This window comes from Streptomyces asoensis (assembly GCF_016860545.1).
Classification (GTDB): Bacteria; Actinomycetota; Actinomycetes; order Streptomycetales; family Streptomycetaceae; genus Streptomyces; species Streptomyces asoensis.
In genome coordinates this window covers 1,808,153-1,823,918 of sequence record NZ_BNEB01000002.1, presented here as the reverse complement: position 1 = coordinate 1,823,918, position 15,766 = coordinate 1,808,153, and the positions used below count along the sequence as shown (strand labels likewise).

The window sequence follows — 15,766 nt, the reverse complement described above, 5'->3', positions numbered from 1 at the left end:
CGCCCCGGCGCGCCGGGCGGCCGCCGCGAGCGGCCGTGGCCCGTAAAACGGCTGTCGCGGCGGGCCACCAGGCCGCTAGTGTCCGGGGGCAGCCGCACGAGGAGTCGAAGAGATGGTCGGTCGCCCGGGCGCGCGTTGACGCCGTAGGCCTGTCGGCCCGTCATCGCGTGCCGCCCTCGCCGCTGCGGCACAGCGAGCCTTCTCCTGCCCGGACCACCGGTACCCCCGTGGTGCGGGTACCCGGCGGCGGGCCTCGTCGTGGCAACCCGAGGGACCCCTGTGCCGTCCGTCTTCCGCGCTCCGTCCGATCCCGGCCGCCCCGATCCGTCGGACCTGTGGCGGAACGGCGACTTCCGCAACCTGTGGTTCGGGCAGACCGCCTCCCAACTCGGCGAACACACCGCCGCGGTGGTGCTCGTGCTCATGGCCGTCCTGACGCTCGACGTCGGAGGCGCCCAGCTCGGTGTCCTGCGCGCCGTGGGTCAGGCTCCGGTCCTGCTGCTCACCCTCTTCGTCGGCGCGTGGGTCGACCGATGGCGGACCCGCACGGTGATGATGCTGGCCGACGTCGGCCGCGCCCTCGCGCTGGGAGCCGCCGCGGCGGCAGGTCTCTGTGGCCGGCTCGGGCTGCCCGCGCTCTTCCTGATCGCGTTCGCCGCCGGAACCCTGTCCGTGTTCTTCGACGTGGCGTACCAGGTGTCCCTCGTCCGACTGGTACCTCGCGCACAGCTGGTGCGGGGCAACAGCGCGCTCGAGGGCAGCAGGTCCGCGGCCGGGACCGGCGGTCCCGCGCTCGGCGGCGCCCTCGTGTCGCTGCTGTCGGCGCCGGTCGCGGCCGTCTGCGCCGCGCTCCTCTTCGCGCTGTCGTGCCTGTCGGTCCGCCGGATCCGTCGGACCGAGGCCGCTCCGGGACGCCCGGAACGCCCGCTCGCGGTCCGGCGGCGGATCCATGACGGCCTTCGATTCGTCTTCGGCAGCCGGGTGTTGCGGGCCGTGTGCCTGGCCTCGGCCGTGTTCCAGTTCTCGTTCGCGGCCATGACGACCGTCTATCTGCTCTTCCTGTCGCGGGAACTCCATCTGCCGGGTCTCGCCATCGGATCGGCGCTCGCGGCGACGGGACCGGGTGCGCTGGTGGGCTCCTTGCTCGCCGCCCGTCTGCCGGACCGGTTCGGGTACGGACCGGTGCTGGTGGCCGCGGCGGCAATCGGCGACGGTGTGTTCCTGTGCGTACCCGCGCTGCACGGCTCCCCGGTCTTGACTGTCGCCGCTCTCGTCGCGGTCGACTTCGTCTTCGGCGCGGGCGGTCAGCTGGTGAACGTGGCTCTCATGGCCGTGCGGCAGCAGGTCACCCCGGCTGCGATGCAGGGCCGCGCGGCGGCGACGATCACGTTCGTCGGCTTCGGGCTGTCCCCTGTCGGTTCCCTGCTCGGCGGAGTACTCGCCGGGCAGTGGGGGCTGCGCACCGGCCTTCTGGCGACGGCCGCGGGCATGCTGCTGTCCCCCGTGGTGATGGCCGTGTCCCCGCTCGGCCGTCTCGGGCACCTTGGATGTCCCGGACCTCCCGGACGTCCCGGACTGATGCCTGCGGCCGGCCGAGCTCCTGACCCGTCCGACCGACGTGCAACCGGAAGGTTGCGCATGATGGGCCGATGTGCAACCCTGAAGTTGCACTCGACGATGACGGTGACGACGAAGGAGACCCCGATGACCGAGGACCGCATCGAACGCGAGATCCTGATCGCCGCACCCCTGGAGCGGGTCTGGTCCCTGGTGGCCCAGCCCGGGTTCTGGGTGGCCGACAAGGCGAGCCTGCCCGGGACCGTGGCCGAGGAGGGGAAGACGATGATCGCCAGGAACCCCGAGCACGGTGACTTCCCGGTGCGCGTGGAGAAGGTGGAGCCTCCGACCTATCTGGCCTACCGCTGGACCAGCGCCTTCCCGGGACAGGAACTGCGCGAGGACAACAGCACCCTCGTGGAGTTCACGCTGAGCCGGGAGGGTGACCGCACCAGGCTCCGCGTCGTCGAGAGCGGGTTCACCGCGCTGGCCGGGTCCGCGGAGCTGCGCAGCCAGAACCACAAGGACCACAGCGAGGGCTGGCCCCTGGAGCTCGGCGCCCTCAAGGACCGCGCCGAACAGCCCTCCGCATGACGGAGCGACCCCCCGGCGCCGCCGAGGCCGTCGACCACGTCATCGGCGCGCTGGCCGACCCCACGCGGCGTCTGCTGCTGGAGGTGCTCGCCGCACAGGGCGAGGCCACGGCCACGACGCTGGCCGAGCGGCTGCCCGTGTCACGGCAGGCGGTGGTCAAGCACCTCGCCGTGCTGGACGCCGCCGGGCTGGTCTCCGGAGCCAGGGTCGGGCGCGAGGTGCGGTACGCGGTGCGGCCCGCGGCCCTGGACGCCACGGCTCGGTGGATGGCCTCGCTGGCGGCCGACTGGGACAGGCGACTGGCCACCATCAAACGCGTCGCCGAGGCGGCGGAGCGGGACGCGCCGTCGGCCTGAACACGCGGCGCGCGGCCACGCCCCACCCCCCGGCAGCCGGGTCGGGCCAGGTCGGCTGCCGGACAGGCGCGGCTGTTTTCGGACGTTTCCTCACCCGGGGCCGTGACGCCGACTTCCGCGGTACCGCGCAGCCTATGCTTCTACTCGTTTGTAGAAGAAGGCTGGACGGTCACGGTCGTCCCAGCTCACGGTACGGACGGACGTAAAGGAGTGAACGCCTCGATGGTGTTCAAACGGCTGCTCGGGTCGCTCGGTGTCGGCGGACCCACGGTGGACACGGTGCTGGACCCGGGCGCGTTCCGGCCGGGCGGAAGCCTCACGGGCCAGGTTCATCTCAAGGGCGGGGACGCCGACTTCGACATCGAGCACATCACGCTGGAGCTGGTGGCGCGGGTCGAGGCCGAACACGAGGACGGCGAGAGCGAAGGGACCGTGGTCTTCGACCGCTTCACCGTCGCGGGCGCCTTCCGGCTGGCGGCGGGCGAACACCGCAGCGCCCCCTTCGCCGTCGCCCTGCCGTGGGAGACCCCGGTCACCGAGCTGTACGGGCAGCAGCTGGGCATCGTCCTGGGCGTGCGCACCGAACTGTCCGTCGCGGGCGCCAAGGACAAGGGCGACCTCGACCAGCTGACCGTGGGACCGCTGCCTGCCCAGGAAGCGGTCCTGGAGGCCCTCGGTCAGCTCGGGTTCGGCTTCCGGTCCGCGGACCTGGAGTACGGGCGGATCGGCGGCACCGGCCAGCAACTGCCGTTCTACCAGGAGATCGAGCTCACGCCGGCCCCGCGGTACGCCCACCAGGTGAACGAGATCGAGCTGACGTTCCTCGCGGGCCCGGCCGGTCTGGAGGTGGTCCTGGAGGCGGACAAGCGGGGCGGGCTCTTCTCCGAGGGCCATGACGCCCTCACCAGGTTCACCGTCGGCCACCACGACGTACGCGACTGGAACACCGAGGTCGACGGCTGGATCCGGCACCTGGTCGAACACCGGGCGTCGTACGGAGCCCACACCTCGTACGGGCACGAGGGCACGTACGGACACGACGGCGCGTACGGCGCTCACGGGTACGGGCACGATCAGCGTCACGACGAGCATCACGACGGCGGCCGTCGCTCGGGCCCGGGCATCGGCACCGCCGTCGCCGCCGGCGCGGCCGGTCTCGCGGTCGGCGTCGTCGGCGGGATGGTCGCGGCCGAGGCCGTCGACGAGATCGGGGACTTCTTCGAGGACGAGGGAGACGACGAGGGCGAGGACTGACCGACGCAGGCGGGCGGCCGGAGCGCCGGTACGCAGGATCGCCGGTACGGACGGGAGGTCGCGTCACGCGTGCGGGAACTGCGCCGCGGCGAGGACCGTCCCGTCCGTGGCCGTCAGCCGCGCGCCGGTCACGCTCGCCGGGTCGGTGCCGGACGGCGCTCCCCAGTAGCCGTATCCGTCCTTGAGCGGGAAGGAACCCGCCGGGGACGTGGACCCGTCGGCGTGCACCAGCAGGCACCGGACCGGGCCCCTGGCGGTGGGCCCGAGGTCGACGGACATGTACACCCAGCCCCCGCTGCCGGAGTGCGCGTAGATCCGGCCCACCTCGTGGCCGCCGGAGCGCAGGGCGGCCTCGCGCAGAGTGCCGTCGGTCCGCTGCGAGACCGCGGGGGCCGCGCCCTCGACGACGGTGCCGACGGTCCATCCGCCGAACCCGCAGACGAGGGCGGCGGCCGCGGCGGCCGCCGCGAGCCGCAGCCGCTGCCGTCGCACCCGGCGCTTCGGCGCGGACCGCGCGCCCAGGGAGCGCAGGACACGGCTCTCGAACCCGACCGGCGGCTCGGCGCCCGGCAGCAGCGCGAGCAGACCGTCGCCCACCGCGGTCAGCCGCTCGACGTGCTCGCGGCAGTCCGGACAGCGGTCCAGGTGAGCGACCGCGTCGGCCCGCTCCCGGGCGGGCAGGACCCCGAGGGCCAGCTCGGCGTCGAGCTCCCGCAGCCGCTCGCACTCCATGCCGCTCACCGCTTCTCCTCGGTCTCCAGCAGGGCCCGTACCTTGAGCGTCCCGGTCCGGATCCGCGTCTTCGCGGTACCCAGCGGAACGTGTTCGGTGTCGGCGACCTCCCGCGCCGTCATCCCGTAGATCCCGGCCATCACCAGGGCCCGTGCCTGCTCCCTGGGCAGTTCGGCCACCGCCCGCCGGACCCGCTCCGCGCTGTCGTCGGCGAGGGCGCGCCGTTCGGGCGTCTCGGTCACGACGCCCAGCAGCGCGTCGAGGTCCTCGGGCGCGACCGGGCTCGCCCGGCGGGCCCGTGCCGTGTCGATCGCCAGGTTGTGGGCGATCGTCGTCAGCCAGGACCGTACGGATCCGCGCCGGGTGTCGTACACCTGGGCGTGCCGCCAGGCCCGCTCGAAGGTCTGCTGGGCGACGTCCTCGGCGAGCTGCGGATCCCCGAGCACCGCGAACGCCACGCCGAAGACCGTGCGCTGGAAACGGCGTACGAAAGCCACGACGAACTCGGGATCGCCCGTCGCCAGACCGCTGAGCAGTGCCTCGTCGGGCACCCGCCCGAAGGACAGGCCCATGCGCCACATACCAGGGATACGTTCCGCGGCCCCGAAGGGATTGCCTCAGCCCATTCTCCGCCCGCGCGCCGGGAGGCCGCGCTCCACCGCGGCGCAATCCCTCCGGGCGGTCCGGCCGTACCCCTTGCAGGGGGACGTTCTGGAGGACCGAGTCATGATCATTCCGAATACCCGCGATCGCGTGCTCATCGGTGTCGCCGCCGGAGGCCTGGCCGCCCTGCTCGCCGCCTGCGGAGGGGGCGGCGGCGCCGGCCCGACGGCCACGACCCCGCCGGCGACGACCGCCGCCTCGGCGACCCGGGTCACGGCCGCGCTCACGGATTTCCACATCCAGCTCTCGACGCAGAAGTACCAGCCGGGCCAGTACACCTTCACCGCCGAGAACAAGGGGCACCACGAGCACGCCCTGGAGCTCGACGGCCCCGGCGGCCACAACCGCAGCAGGACGCTGGAGCCCGGACAGTCCACGGCGTTCACGGTGACACTGAGGTCCGGCTCCTACCAGGTCTTCTGCCCCGTCGACGGGCACAAGGACCTCGGCATGAAGACGAGCATCACCGTCGGCGGATCCGCCGCGCCGTCCACCTCCGGCAGCACCTCCTCCGGCCATGGTTACTGAGGCGACGGCCACGCGGCTCGTCCTGCGCGTGGCCGGCGCGGGACTGACAGCCACGATGGCCGCCATCCATCTGCGGCTGTGGGCGGAGGGCTACCGGGATCTCGCCACCATCGGGCCGCTCTTCCTGCTCAACGCGGTCATCGGCGCCGTCCTGGCCGTGGCGCTGCTCCTCACGCCCGTGCGCGGGCTTCCCGCGGTCGCCGCCGTCACGGCCCTGTTCACGGCCGGCACCCTCGGCGCCCTGGTGCTCAGCCTCACCACGGGCCTGTTCGGGTTCGTCGAGACCCTCGACGCGGAGCTGGTCCGTCCGACCCTGTACGTCGAGGCCGCGGGGACCGTCGTCTCGGCCGTCCTCGCGGTGACCGCCGCCGGGCTCCTCCGTCACCGGCGCCGCGAGCGCCCCCGCCACCCGCACACCGGCGTCCACGCCCAGGGCGGCGGCTGACGGAGGCTCCGGTGTCCGCTACTTGCTGACGGCGAAACGCATCAGGGCGTGTTCGTCTCCCTGCTTGACCTTGCCCGTCACGTTGATCACCTCGAGTTTCCAGCTGCCGCCCACCCGGACCGCCTTGGCCACGGCGCAGCCGTTGTCCTGGGTGAGCAGGCTGGGCCAGATGTCGGCGACCTGCTGGGAGTTGCCGCCGGTCGCGTCGTAGACCTTGAAGCTGATGTTGCGGGCCTTCTGGAAGGAGCTGCCCTTCTTGTACGCGGCGGCGACGAAAACGATCGACGTGATGTTCTGCGGTATGCGGGCGAACTCGACGGTCACCGTCTCGTCGTCGCCGTCGCCGTGGCCGGTCTGGTTGTCGCCGCTGTGGACCAGCGATCCGTTGCCCATGGGGTCGAGCGAGTCGAGGCCCGCGAGGCGCACCGGGTCCCCGCCCTGAAGGGCGACGGCGATGAGGTCGAGGTCGGTGCCGGTCTTGCGGCGCAGCTTGCCGAGCACGCCGCCGCTGCTGCCCGCGGTGGGGTCCCAGGAGACCCCGATGGACAGGTGGGTCACCCCGTCCAGGTCGGCCGGGCCGTCTTCCTTCGTGAGGGTGATCATCCGTGACTCCGCTTTCTGCCTCAAGTGACTACGGGACAGAGTCTGCCTGGTGCCCTCGCGGTTCCACGCGGGGGGTCACGGAGCGGACGGGTCGGCGGCGGCCTCGTCCGTGGTCAGGTAGGAGACGCCGTCCGGGTCGTACCGGCCGCGCAGGCTCGTCAGCAGCTGCCATTCGTCGGCGGTGGAGCGGCGGCGCGGGAGGGTGCGGCGGTGAGGTCCGTCTCGGCGATGCAGTGCCCGGTTCCGAGGGGCTCGACCCGGTGCATCGCGTCCCGCGGCCGGCCGGTGCGGGCGGCGTCCCGGCGGGGGTCGTCCCAGACGGCGTAGGGAACGACGTAGCTGCGTCCGAGCGCCGAGAAGGCCATGTCCGGCGGCGGGCGGCCGGCCGGGGCGAGCGGTGCGAGGACCAGCGATCGGTCCGAGGGGGCCGACGCGACGGCCTCAGGGTCCGCGGACCGGGCCCGACCGGCACCCGCCCGGCGTGGCGTCCGACGCTCAGTCGGAGCGTGCGCCGGGCGCCGTGCGGGCGAGTTCGCGTTCCAGTGCGTCCAGGGCGTTGCGTACCTCGGTGACGCGATCGACGAGCGGCCGCCCCTCGCCGGAGGGGGGCTGCCCCTGCGTCGACTGCCCCGGAACGCCGGGGTGTTCGTCCCGCTCCAGTTCCTTGGCCTCCTCCAGCGAGGTGAGGACCACCCCGATGAGGACGTTGACCAGGACGAAGGAGGCGATGAGGACGTAGGAGGCGTAATAGACCAGGCTCCAGCGGGAGATCTCGAGGCCGGCGCGGACCGCGTCACCGATGCCGTCGAGGGTCATCAGCAGGAACAGGGTGAGGACGGAACGGCCGATGGAGCCGTAGTGCTCGGGATCGTGGCGGGCGAAGAAGACCCAGCCGACCATGGCGTACACGTAGAGCAGCAGGGCGCCGACGAGCAGGAAACTCAGGGTGCCGGGCAGGCTGCGGGCGACCGCGACCAGGACGACCCGCAGTTGGGGCAGGAAGCGCGCGGTACGCAGGACGCGGGCCAGCCGCAACAGCCGCAGCACCGTGGTGTTCTCCCGGACGACGGGCACGAAGGCGGACAGGACGACGGCCAGGTCGAAGAGGTTCCAGGGGTCGCGGAAGAACTCCCTGGGCCGGTCGGCGTGCGCGGCCAGGCGCAGCAGGATCTCGGCGGTGAAGACGGCGAGGCAGAGGTGCTCGGCGAGCCGTAACCAGCGGTGCCAGTCCGCGGCCAGACCGCTGTAGGTCTCCAGCCCCAGCAGTGTCGCGTTGGCGAGGATGACCGCGAAGACGGTGAGGGCGAACCAGCGGGCCTCGGTGACGGTGCGGCAGCGACGGGACAGTTCCTGCCGGGTGGGGTGATCCGCCGCGGGGGCGGCGGGGTCGTGACGGTGGGACATCGGGCTGTCTGTGCTCCTGGTGCGGGTGCCGGTTCCGGCCGGTGGCCGGAGGGCAGGGTTGTTGAGCGGCGTGTTCCAGGAGAGACTTCTACAGCAACGTAGATTTTCGTGCGACACCGGTCCGCCGGCCGGTCGCCGTGACCCCCGGGAGAGACCGCACGATGTTCGGAATGAGCGAACTGGCCCTGATCCTGCTCGTCGTCGTGGTCGTCCTCGGCATCAAGAAGCTGCCCGAGCTGACGCGTTCGGCGGGCAAGGCCGCCCGGATCTTCAAGAGCGAGGCCAAGGCCCTCAAGGAACAGGACGCCCCGGCCGGCCCCGCGCCGGCCGGTCCGGCCGTCTCCGGCACCGTCGTCGACCGGGACGGTCCTTCCCCGCGCGGCTGACGGCAGGGGAGCCGCACGGGCGGCCGGTGCCGAGCGCCGCGCGGCACCGGGACGGCCCTCCTCGCCGGGCGGCCGCACGGTCCCGGCCGGTTTCTACACCGCCGTAGAATCGTAGGATGAGGGCTTCGCGGACGGGACCGTGCCCGCCGGCGCGCGGCGGCGCCCGCCCGAGGCGGCGGCAGGAGGGAGACGCACAGTGGTGAACCCGGACTTGCGTCGTCAGCGCCGGGCGCAGGGCGAGCTCGAGACCCAGGTGCTCGCGGCACTGCACACGGCCGAGGCCCCGGTGACCGCGGCCTGGGTGCAGGAGCACGTCGACGCCGAACTCGCGTACACGACGGTGATGACCGTCCTGGTGCGGCTGCTGGAGAAGCGGGCCGTGACGCGCAGGCGGGAGGGCCGCTCCTTCGTGTGGTCGGCCGCGGCGGACGAGGCCGGTCTCGCGGCGCTGAAGATGCACAAGGTGCTGGACGGCGAACGGGACCGCCGTGCGGTGCTCGCCAGCTTCGTCACCTCCCTGCCGGAGGGCGACGAGCAACTGCTGCGCGACCTTCTCGACCAGGCATGCGACGAATCGGCGGACTGAGCTCTCGTGGGCGTCTTCGTCTTCCTCCCCCTCGTCCTGCCGCTGACGGCCTGGCCGGTCTCCCGCCTGGCCACCCAGCACCTCCATCCGCGCACGGCCACCGTCCTGTTGAGTACCGTGGCCGCCGTCATGGCCCTGTGCAGCACGCTCTGCCTCGGGCTGCTGGTGGTGGTCGGCACGGCCCAACTGCCGGGCAATCCGCTGCCGGACGGCTGGTCGGACCCGCAGGTGCGGGCGAGCGTCCCGTACGACGAGATCGCCGGGAAGGCCGCGATCCCCGCCCTGCTGGCGGTGGTCGCCGGCTGCGGCCGTCTCCTGTGGCGGCTCCGCCGGGTGCGCGGGCAGGCCCACGCGGCGCTCGCCGGGCTGCGCGACACCACGGTCGCCGTTCTCCCGGCCGCCGAACCGTACGCCTACGCCCTGCCCGGCGGGCCCCGGGACCGGATCGTGGTGTCCACCGGGATGCTCGACTGCCTGGATCCGCGGGAGCGCCGGGCCCTGTTCGCCCACGAGCGGGCGCATCTCACCGCTCGGCACCACCGGCCCCTGCTGCTCGTCCGTCTCGCGGCCCGCGCCAACCCCTTCCTGCTGCCGCTGTGGACGGCCGTCTCCTACGTCACCGAGCGGTGGGCCGACGAGGAAGCGGCCGAGCGGGTCGGCAGTCGCAGGACCGTCGCCCGCGCCATCGGCAAGGCGGCCCTCGTCTCGCGCGGTACCCGGACACCGTCGCCGTCACCCGTGCTGACCGCCTTCGCGGCGCCGGGCCCGCTCCCGCGCCGGGTCGCCGCCCTGCTGGCCCCGCCGCCCACCGCGCGCACCTGGCCGCCGCTGTTCACCGGCGCCGGCCTCGCGCTGTGGAGCGCCGCCGCGGGATCCGCGCTGTCCGCGCTGTTCTCGGCGAACTCCGCGGTGACCCTGCTGCTGGTCCTGCACGCGGCGACGCCGCTGTAGTGCGGCGCGTCAGCGGACGCGACGGATGCGGAGGGGGCCGCGGGCGTCCGCCGGGTCGACCGGGCGGCCTCCCTGCGTGATCTCCACCTCGCCTGCCGTGACCAGGCGCCGGGCCGCCCGGCGGGCCGGTTCCATGAGCGCGCGCCAGCCGTCGTCGTCGCCCTCGTACACGGCGCGGGCGGCGTCCGAGGGGCAGATCGTCGCCGTCGGGGCGCGCCGGTCCAGCAGCTCCAGGACGGCTCGCTCCAGGCGCCGGTCCATCCGCCGGTCCGCCTGCCGGTCCGTCCCCCGTTTCTCGTCGGTCACTCCTCCAGTGTCCTCCGGGTGCCGCGAACCGGACGGCAGGTGCGCGGTTGCGCCGGTCGACGGGCGGATGGGTCCTGCGGGCCGGCGTCTGTCGGGCGGGCCTCAGCGGGGCGGGCACGGCCCGCCGGCCGCCGGGGAGAGCCGCAGGCGGCAGATGGCGGCGAGCCGGGCCGGGACGTCCAGGTTCCACAGGCGTACGGTCCCGTCGTTGCTGCTGCTGGCGACCGTCCGCCCGTCCGGGGCGAACACGGTGCCCCAGACCGCGTTCGTGTGCCCGGTCAGGGTGGCCCACGGCGCCCGTCCGGCCACGTCCCACAGCCGCACCGTACGGTCGCTCCCGCTGCTGGCCAGCAGACGGCCGTCGGGGGAGAACGCGATGCCGCGCACCGAGCCGGTGTGGCCCCGCAGCACCGCCGTGGCCCGCTCGCGGCGGACGTCCCACAGCCGGACGGTCCCGTCGTTGCCGCTGCTGGCCAGCGCACGGCCGTCCGGGGAGAACGCCAGCGCCCGGACCGCTCCGGTGTGCCCGGTGAGCGCGGCCAGTGGGCGGCGGGAGGCGACGTCCCACAGGCGGACGGTCAGGTCGTCGCCCGCGCTCGCGAGCGTGCGGCCGTCGGGGCTGAAGGTGACGTCGTTGACGAAGTCCGTGTGTCCGGTGAGCGTGTGCAGCAGGCGCCGGGTGGGCACGTCCCACAGGCGCACGGTGCGGTCGGCGCCCGCCGAGGCCAGCAGCGCGCCGTCCGGGGAGAACGCCACCGCGAAGACGTCCCCGCGGTGCCCCGTCAGCGTGCCGAGGAGGCGGTGGCCGACGACGTCCCACAGGCGGACGGTGCCGTCGGAGCCGGACGAGGCGAGCGTCCGCCCGTCGGGGGCGAAGGCCACCGAGAACACGGCCGAGCGGTGCCCCCGCAGGGTCGCGAGGGAACGGTGCCGTGCCACGTCCCACAACCGCACCGTGTGATCGGTGTCGGCGGTCGCCAGCAGCGCTCCGTCGGGGCTGAACGCGGACCGCCAGACCTCGGTGTACGGGCGGGCCGTCAGCACCGGCCCGCCCAGGTTCCACAGCACCACCGACTGGTCGAACCCGGCGGTGGCGAGCACGGTCCCGTCGGCGCTGACGGCCACGCCCATCGTGTAGTCGGTGTGCCCGGTGAGCGTGAGCGTCTGGGTCCCGCTGTGCACGTCCCACAGCCGGGTCGTGCCGTCCCCTCCCCCGCTGACGACCGTGCCGCCGTCCGGGGTGTAGGCGACCGCGTTGACGTCGTCGCTGTGCCCGGTCAGGATCTTGGTCGTCCGCCGCCGTGCCGGGTCCCACAGCCGTACGGTCCGGTCCGCTCCCCCGCTGACGAGACCGTGTCCGTCCGGCGCGAACGCGACCCCGTACACCTCGTCGCTGTGCCCCCGCAGCACGCCCGCCGGCCGGTGGCGCACGGTGTCCCACAGGCGGACGGTACGGTCGGCGCCGCCCGACGCAAGCGTCCGGCCGTCCGGGGCGTACGCGAGCGCGTCGACCTGTCCGGCATGACCCGGGAAGGACGCGACCCGGCGCCCGCGTTCGGTGTCCCACAGTTGGACGGTGCCGTCGCCCGCCGCGACGGCCAGCTCGCGCCCCCGGGGGTCGAAGGCCACGGCGCGGGCGCCCTCGGTGCCCGTCGGCAGCACCGCCTTCGGACGCCGGCCGACCGCGTCCCAGAGCCGCACCGGCGCGTTCACGGCACCCGCCGCGAGGGTCCGGCCGTCGGGGCTGAAGGCGACCGACCGCACCGGCCCGGGCAGCGTGAACCGGGCGGTCGTACGGCGGTCCGCGAGGCGCCGCAGGGTCACCGTGCCGTCCGAGCTGGCGGTCGCCAGCGTGCGCCCGTCGGGCGCGAAGGCCACCGCGTTGACCGGGCCCCGGTGCCCGCCGAGCCGGGCCGAGAAGGGCTGGGCCTGGGTGCTCAGGAGGGCGCCGCGCGCCTCGGGCGTCGCCTGGGAGCGGTAGGCCTCCTCGGCGAGCCGCATCGAGGCCTCCGGCTGTCCGGCGGCCAGCGAGACGGACTGCGCGGCCAGGGCCCGGGAACGGGCGACCCGCTCCTGGTGCAGCGCGTCGGAGCGCTGCCGGTAGGCCAGGGCCCCGGCGGCGACGGCCAGGGTGAGCAGCACGACCAGCGTGGCCAGGGTGCCCTGGCGGCGCCTGATCCGCCGCCGGCCCTGGCGCTGGCGCTCGGCCTCCTCGGCCAGACTGGCGCGCAGGAACGCCTCCTCCCGCGCGCCGAGCCGGCTGCGGCCGTCCTGGTCCCCGGCCCACGCCCGGACGGTGTCCAGCCGGGTCCCGCGGTAGAGGGCGGACGGGTCGCCGTCCTCGCGCGCCCACTCCTCGGCGGCGTGCGCGAGCTGCTGGTGGATCAGCAGTCCGTCGCGGTCGGCGTCGATCCAGCCGCGCAGCCGGGGCCAGGCGTGCAGCAGGGCCTCGTGCGCGATCTCGACGGTGTCGCGGTCGGCGGTGATCAGACGGGCCCGCACGAAGGCGTCCAGGGCGGCGGTGGCGCCGTCGGTGTCGGTCAGGCGCTCCATCAGCGCGGCCCGGCTCATCCGGCACCTGGCGGGTCCCGTGCCCTCGGCCACGTGGACCAGGCGCACCAGGATCCTGCGGATGGTCTGCTGCTCGCTCGGGTACAGGCCCGCGAACACGTCCTCGGCGGTGCGTGCGACCGCTCCGCGGATCCCGCCGGTGCGTTCGTACCCCGCGACGGTCAGGGTGGCGCCCTCGCGGCGCTGCCAGGTGGTCAGCAGCGCGTGGGAGATCAGCGGCAGCGCGCCGGAGGGGGTGACGTCCGGCAGGGGGTGCCCGGGCTCCGGTGCGCCGCCGGACGGATCCGCGGGTTCGTCGCGCAGACCGGCGTCGCGCAGCAGGAGGGGGACCAGGCCGGGTTCCAGGGTGAGTCCGGCGAGGTCCGCGGGACGGGTGACGGCCTCCCGCAGCCCGGAGACGGACATCGAGGCCAGCACGAACAGGCCGTCGGTGAACACCGGTACCAGGTCGGGGATTTCGAGGCAGCGGCCGGACACGTCGGCCCGTACGCCCAGGACCACGACGGCCGGGTCGCCGCTCGCTCCCCGCGCCCCCTCCGACGGACCGTGGGAGGTCGACAGGGCGCACAGGACACGGACGAACGCACGTCGCTCGTCGTCGTCGGAGCAGAGCGTGAAGAGTTCCTCGAACTGGTCGACGAGGAACACCGGACGCACCGGCGGCGGCTGCCGGTCGCCGTCGGGGAGGGCTCCGTCGTCCACCATGCGCCGTACGGCCTCCAGCAGGGCTTCGGGCCGGTCCCGTAACTGCCTCACGGAGAGGCCGGGATCGCCGTCCAGCGCCTTCGCGACGCCGGTCAGGAGTTCCTCCAGCGGATGCGCGGTGGGCGTGAACACCACCACGGGCCAGCGCTCGGCGCCCGGCATGGGGAAGCCGCCGGGCTCGCGGAAGGCGGGCACGAGCCCGGCGTTGAACAGGGACGACTTGCCCGCGCCCGACGGGGCGACGACCATCAGCGGTCCGCTGCCGATCCGTTCGAAGACCCGCTCGACCAGGGCGGCGGTGGCCCGCTCCCGGCCGAAGAACCAGCCCGCGTCATCGGTGGTGAAGGCCGACAGACCCCGGTAGGGACAGACGGCGTCGGGATCCGTCCGCCCGGATCCGGCGCCGCCCTGACCGGGACCCGAATCGGGCGCCTGCCCCGGACGCGCCGTCCGCCCGGTGGCCGCCGTGCCGTCGGACGCCTCGGCCGCCGCCATGGCGTCCGTGAGGAGCCGCAGCAGGCCGCCCTCCGCCTCGAGGATCAGGTCGCACCGCCTCGCCACGTCGACGGTGGCCCGCTTGGCACCCGTCTCGATCTTGCTGAGGTAGCCCTTGCTGTAGTGCGAGCGGCGGGCCAGGTCGGCGAGCGAGAGCCCGCGCTGTCTGCGGAGCCGTCTCAACTGGGCCGGAAACTCAGGGATGTTCGCGTCGAGTGGAGGCGATTCCCGTCGGTCGCCGGTGTGCTGCTGCTCCCCCACCACATCCCCCGGGTGTCGCGCGCGTGGGCCGTGGGACGGCCGACATCCAGAGTACTGCGGGGGTGTGACAGCCCATCGATGCTTTCCCCGGTGTGGCGCGAAGGGGTGAAGAACGCGGACGTCCGGAACCGCGGGCGCGGTCCCGGACGTTCCCCCGTGCGGATCGGCCCTACGGCCGGTTCAGCTTGATGGAGTTGACGGGCGTGAGGTCGGCCCACACGCCCCTCGGGGGGTTGCCGATGGTGTAGTTGCAGTTCGTGCCCCCGTAGTTGAGGCACAGTTCCGCCGAGGCGCCACCGGTCTGGTTGTTGAGCACCCAGTGCCAGCCGACCTGGTTGCTCAGGTTGTGGGCGCCGTAGCTCCAGTAGATGTTGCTCGGGCTCTGGGCGGGGTTCTGGTTCTGCGGGTAGATACAGACGGCGCCGGACGGGCATCCCGCCCAGTCGGCGGCCGGCCTGGCCTCGGCCGTGCCGGTCAGTGCCACCATCGCCGTGCCGGCGGTGGCCAGGGCGACGACTCCACTGAACAACTTGCGCATGTTTCCCCCTTGCGGTGTCCTGCCTGGTCGCAGGTCGTGCTCGGTCTCTCGGCACGAGCCTGGCCGCCGGATCGGGGGAGGTCGACGGGTTTCCTGTTTCCCGTCCACGCGCCGGGCAGGGAAACCGCCCGCGACCGGCGAGGACGGCGGCACGTGGGCAACCTCCGCAGGCTTCGGTCCGCCGGGGCGGTCAGGTCCGTCGGGGCGGCGGGGTCCGTCGCGGTCGGTTCACCCCACCGCGCCGCCCTCGCCGGGCGGGCGGCGGAGCAGGTGCAGGCAGACCACCGCGGCGACGACCGTCCGCCGCTCGGAGGCGTCCAGTCCGGGGTCCGTCTCGACGAGGTACCGCTGCAACCCGATCCACGCGTCGACGGTGCTCACCGTGACCCGGCCGAGGATCACGGGGGCCGGGACCTCCTCCGGGTCGGTCTCCGTCAGCTGCCATTCCCGGTAGAGCTGCCCCGGCCGGGTGAGCAGGAGCGGACGTCCTCCCTCGGTGCGCAGGCCCAGTTGCCGGGTCTTGACGAGCCCGCGGGCGGTGACGGCGCCGATCTCCTCGCCGGCCGCGCCGGTGAACCGGAACCGGACGGTCCCGAACTGCCCGAACCGGGTGTGCCTGTCGATGCGGACGACCAGCGTGCCGGACGACGTCGTCAGGAGCGAACGGGAGTGGTCGGTGAAGGTGATCCGGGCGAGCTCGGTCCCCTCCACCGTGGCCACGGTCAGGGCCGGGCCGCGGTACCTGCGCCACCAGGAACGCCTCGGCTGCTCCACCACGACGGCCGCCGAATCGAAAAGACCGGTGTCCGGCATCGGCCCCCCCTCCCCCGC

At 73.9% G+C, this 15,766-nt stretch carries 17 protein-coding genes and 1 pseudogene; 9 read left to right on the top strand and 9 right to left on the bottom strand.

The annotated features are described in order from the left end of the window. Positions 1-279 precede the first annotated feature (279 nt). The 4 genes and pseudogenes from Saso_RS11040 to Saso_RS11025 form a co-directional block, all read left to right on the top strand. Positions 280-1,560 (top strand): annotated as a pseudogene (locus Saso_RS11040) (MFS transporter); the annotation flags it as partial. An 18-nt stretch (positions 1,561-1,578) separates the two neighbouring features. Next, entirely contained in the window at positions 1,579-2,151 is a 573-nt protein-coding gene (locus tag Saso_RS11035) for an SRPBCC domain-containing protein (RefSeq protein ID WP_307822226.1), read from the top strand. Next, a complete protein-coding gene (locus tag Saso_RS11030; protein WP_189919009.1) occupies positions 2,148-2,507 on the top strand; it encodes an ArsR/SmtB family transcription factor in 360 nt (119 codons plus the stop codon). Before Saso_RS11035 ends, Saso_RS11030 begins: the two co-directional genes overlap by 4 nt. A 222-nt stretch (positions 2,508-2,729) precedes the next feature. Further along, positions 2,730-3,761, top strand: a complete 1,032-nt coding sequence (locus tag Saso_RS11025; protein ID WP_189919007.1) for a sporulation protein — start codon at positions 2,730-2,732, stop codon at positions 3,759-3,761. Between the two features lie 63 nt (positions 3,762-3,824). Here Saso_RS11025 and Saso_RS11020 read toward each other — a convergent pair whose 3' ends face one another. Both Saso_RS11020 and Saso_RS11015 read right to left on the bottom strand, forming a co-directional pair. After that, the gene (locus tag Saso_RS11020; protein ID WP_189919527.1) at positions 3,825-4,493 is read right to left on the bottom strand and encodes an anti-sigma factor family protein; all 669 of its coding nucleotides are present in this window, start codon (positions 4,491-4,493) and stop codon (positions 3,825-3,827) included. Between the two features lie 5 nt (positions 4,494-4,498). After that, the gene (locus Saso_RS11015) at positions 4,499-5,074 is read right to left on the bottom strand and encodes an RNA polymerase sigma factor (RefSeq protein WP_189919005.1); all 576 of its coding nucleotides are present in this window, start codon (positions 5,072-5,074) and stop codon (positions 4,499-4,501) included. A gap of 145 nt (positions 5,075-5,219) precedes the next feature. Between Saso_RS11015 and Saso_RS11010 the strand changes: the two genes are divergently transcribed. Both Saso_RS11010 and Saso_RS11005 read left to right on the top strand, forming a co-directional pair. Beyond that, entirely contained in the window at positions 5,220-5,684 is a 465-nt protein-coding gene (locus Saso_RS11010; RefSeq protein WP_189919003.1) for a copper-binding protein, read from the top strand. Then, positions 5,674-6,129, top strand: coding sequence for a hypothetical protein (locus tag Saso_RS11005; RefSeq protein ID WP_189919002.1), 456 nt, complete (start codon positions 5,674-5,676; stop codon positions 6,127-6,129). Before Saso_RS11010 ends, Saso_RS11005 begins: the two co-directional genes overlap by 11 nt. An 18-nt stretch (positions 6,130-6,147) precedes the next feature. Here Saso_RS11005 and Saso_RS11000 read toward each other — a convergent pair whose 3' ends face one another. The 3 genes from Saso_RS11000 to Saso_RS10990 all read right to left on the bottom strand — a co-directional run bounded on the left by Saso_RS11000 (position 6,148) and on the right by Saso_RS10990 (position 8,136). Beyond that, positions 6,148-6,732 (bottom strand): TerD family protein, encoded by a 585-nt coding sequence (locus Saso_RS11000; RefSeq protein ID WP_189919001.1) that lies wholly within the window; start codon positions 6,730-6,732, stop codon positions 6,148-6,150. A gap of 158 nt (positions 6,733-6,890) precedes the next feature. Then, positions 6,891-7,097, bottom strand: a complete 207-nt coding sequence (locus tag Saso_RS10995; RefSeq protein WP_189919000.1) for a hypothetical protein — start codon at positions 7,095-7,097, stop codon at positions 6,891-6,893. A gap of 130 nt (positions 7,098-7,227) precedes the next feature. After that, positions 7,228-8,136, bottom strand: coding sequence for an ion transporter (locus tag Saso_RS10990; protein ID WP_189918999.1), 909 nt, complete (start codon positions 8,134-8,136; stop codon positions 7,228-7,230). Between the two features lie 170 nt (positions 8,137-8,306). Between Saso_RS10990 and Saso_RS10985 the strand changes: the two genes are divergently transcribed. The 3 genes from Saso_RS10985 to Saso_RS10975 all read left to right on the top strand — a co-directional run bounded on the left by Saso_RS10985 (position 8,307) and on the right by Saso_RS10975 (position 10,059). Beyond that, positions 8,307-8,522: a twin-arginine translocase TatA/TatE family subunit gene (locus Saso_RS10985; RefSeq protein ID WP_372442421.1), complete on the top strand. Its 216-nt coding sequence runs from the start codon at positions 8,307-8,309 to the stop codon at positions 8,520-8,522. A 196-nt stretch (positions 8,523-8,718) separates the two neighbouring features. Further along, a complete protein-coding gene (locus Saso_RS10980) occupies positions 8,719-9,108 on the top strand; it encodes a BlaI/MecI/CopY family transcriptional regulator (RefSeq protein WP_189918996.1) in 390 nt (129 codons plus the stop codon). 6 nt (positions 9,109-9,114) lie between these two features. Further along, positions 9,115-10,059: a M56 family metallopeptidase gene (locus Saso_RS10975; protein ID WP_189918995.1), complete on the top strand. Its 945-nt coding sequence runs from the start codon at positions 9,115-9,117 to the stop codon at positions 10,057-10,059. Positions 10,060-10,068: 9 nt separating this feature from the next. Here Saso_RS10975 and Saso_RS10970 read toward each other — a convergent pair whose 3' ends face one another. The 4 genes from Saso_RS10970 to Saso_RS10955 form a co-directional block, all read right to left on the bottom strand. Continuing rightward, a complete protein-coding gene (locus tag Saso_RS10970) occupies positions 10,069-10,320 on the bottom strand; it encodes a DUF3253 domain-containing protein (protein WP_189919525.1) in 252 nt (83 codons plus the stop codon). Positions 10,321-10,467: 147 nt separating this feature from the next. Next, entirely contained in the window at positions 10,468-14,319 is a 3,852-nt protein-coding gene (locus Saso_RS10965) for an nSTAND1 domain-containing NTPase (protein ID WP_230426618.1), read from the bottom strand. Between the two features lie 247 nt (positions 14,320-14,566). Beyond that, entirely contained in the window at positions 14,567-14,935 is a 369-nt protein-coding gene (locus Saso_RS10960; RefSeq protein WP_189918993.1) for a hypothetical protein, read from the bottom strand. 228 nt (positions 14,936-15,163) lie between these two features. Further along, on the bottom strand, positions 15,164-15,748 hold the full coding sequence (locus tag Saso_RS10955) for a hypothetical protein (protein WP_189918992.1): 585 nt from the start codon (positions 15,746-15,748) through the stop codon (positions 15,164-15,166). Positions 15,749-15,766 lie beyond the last annotated feature (18 nt).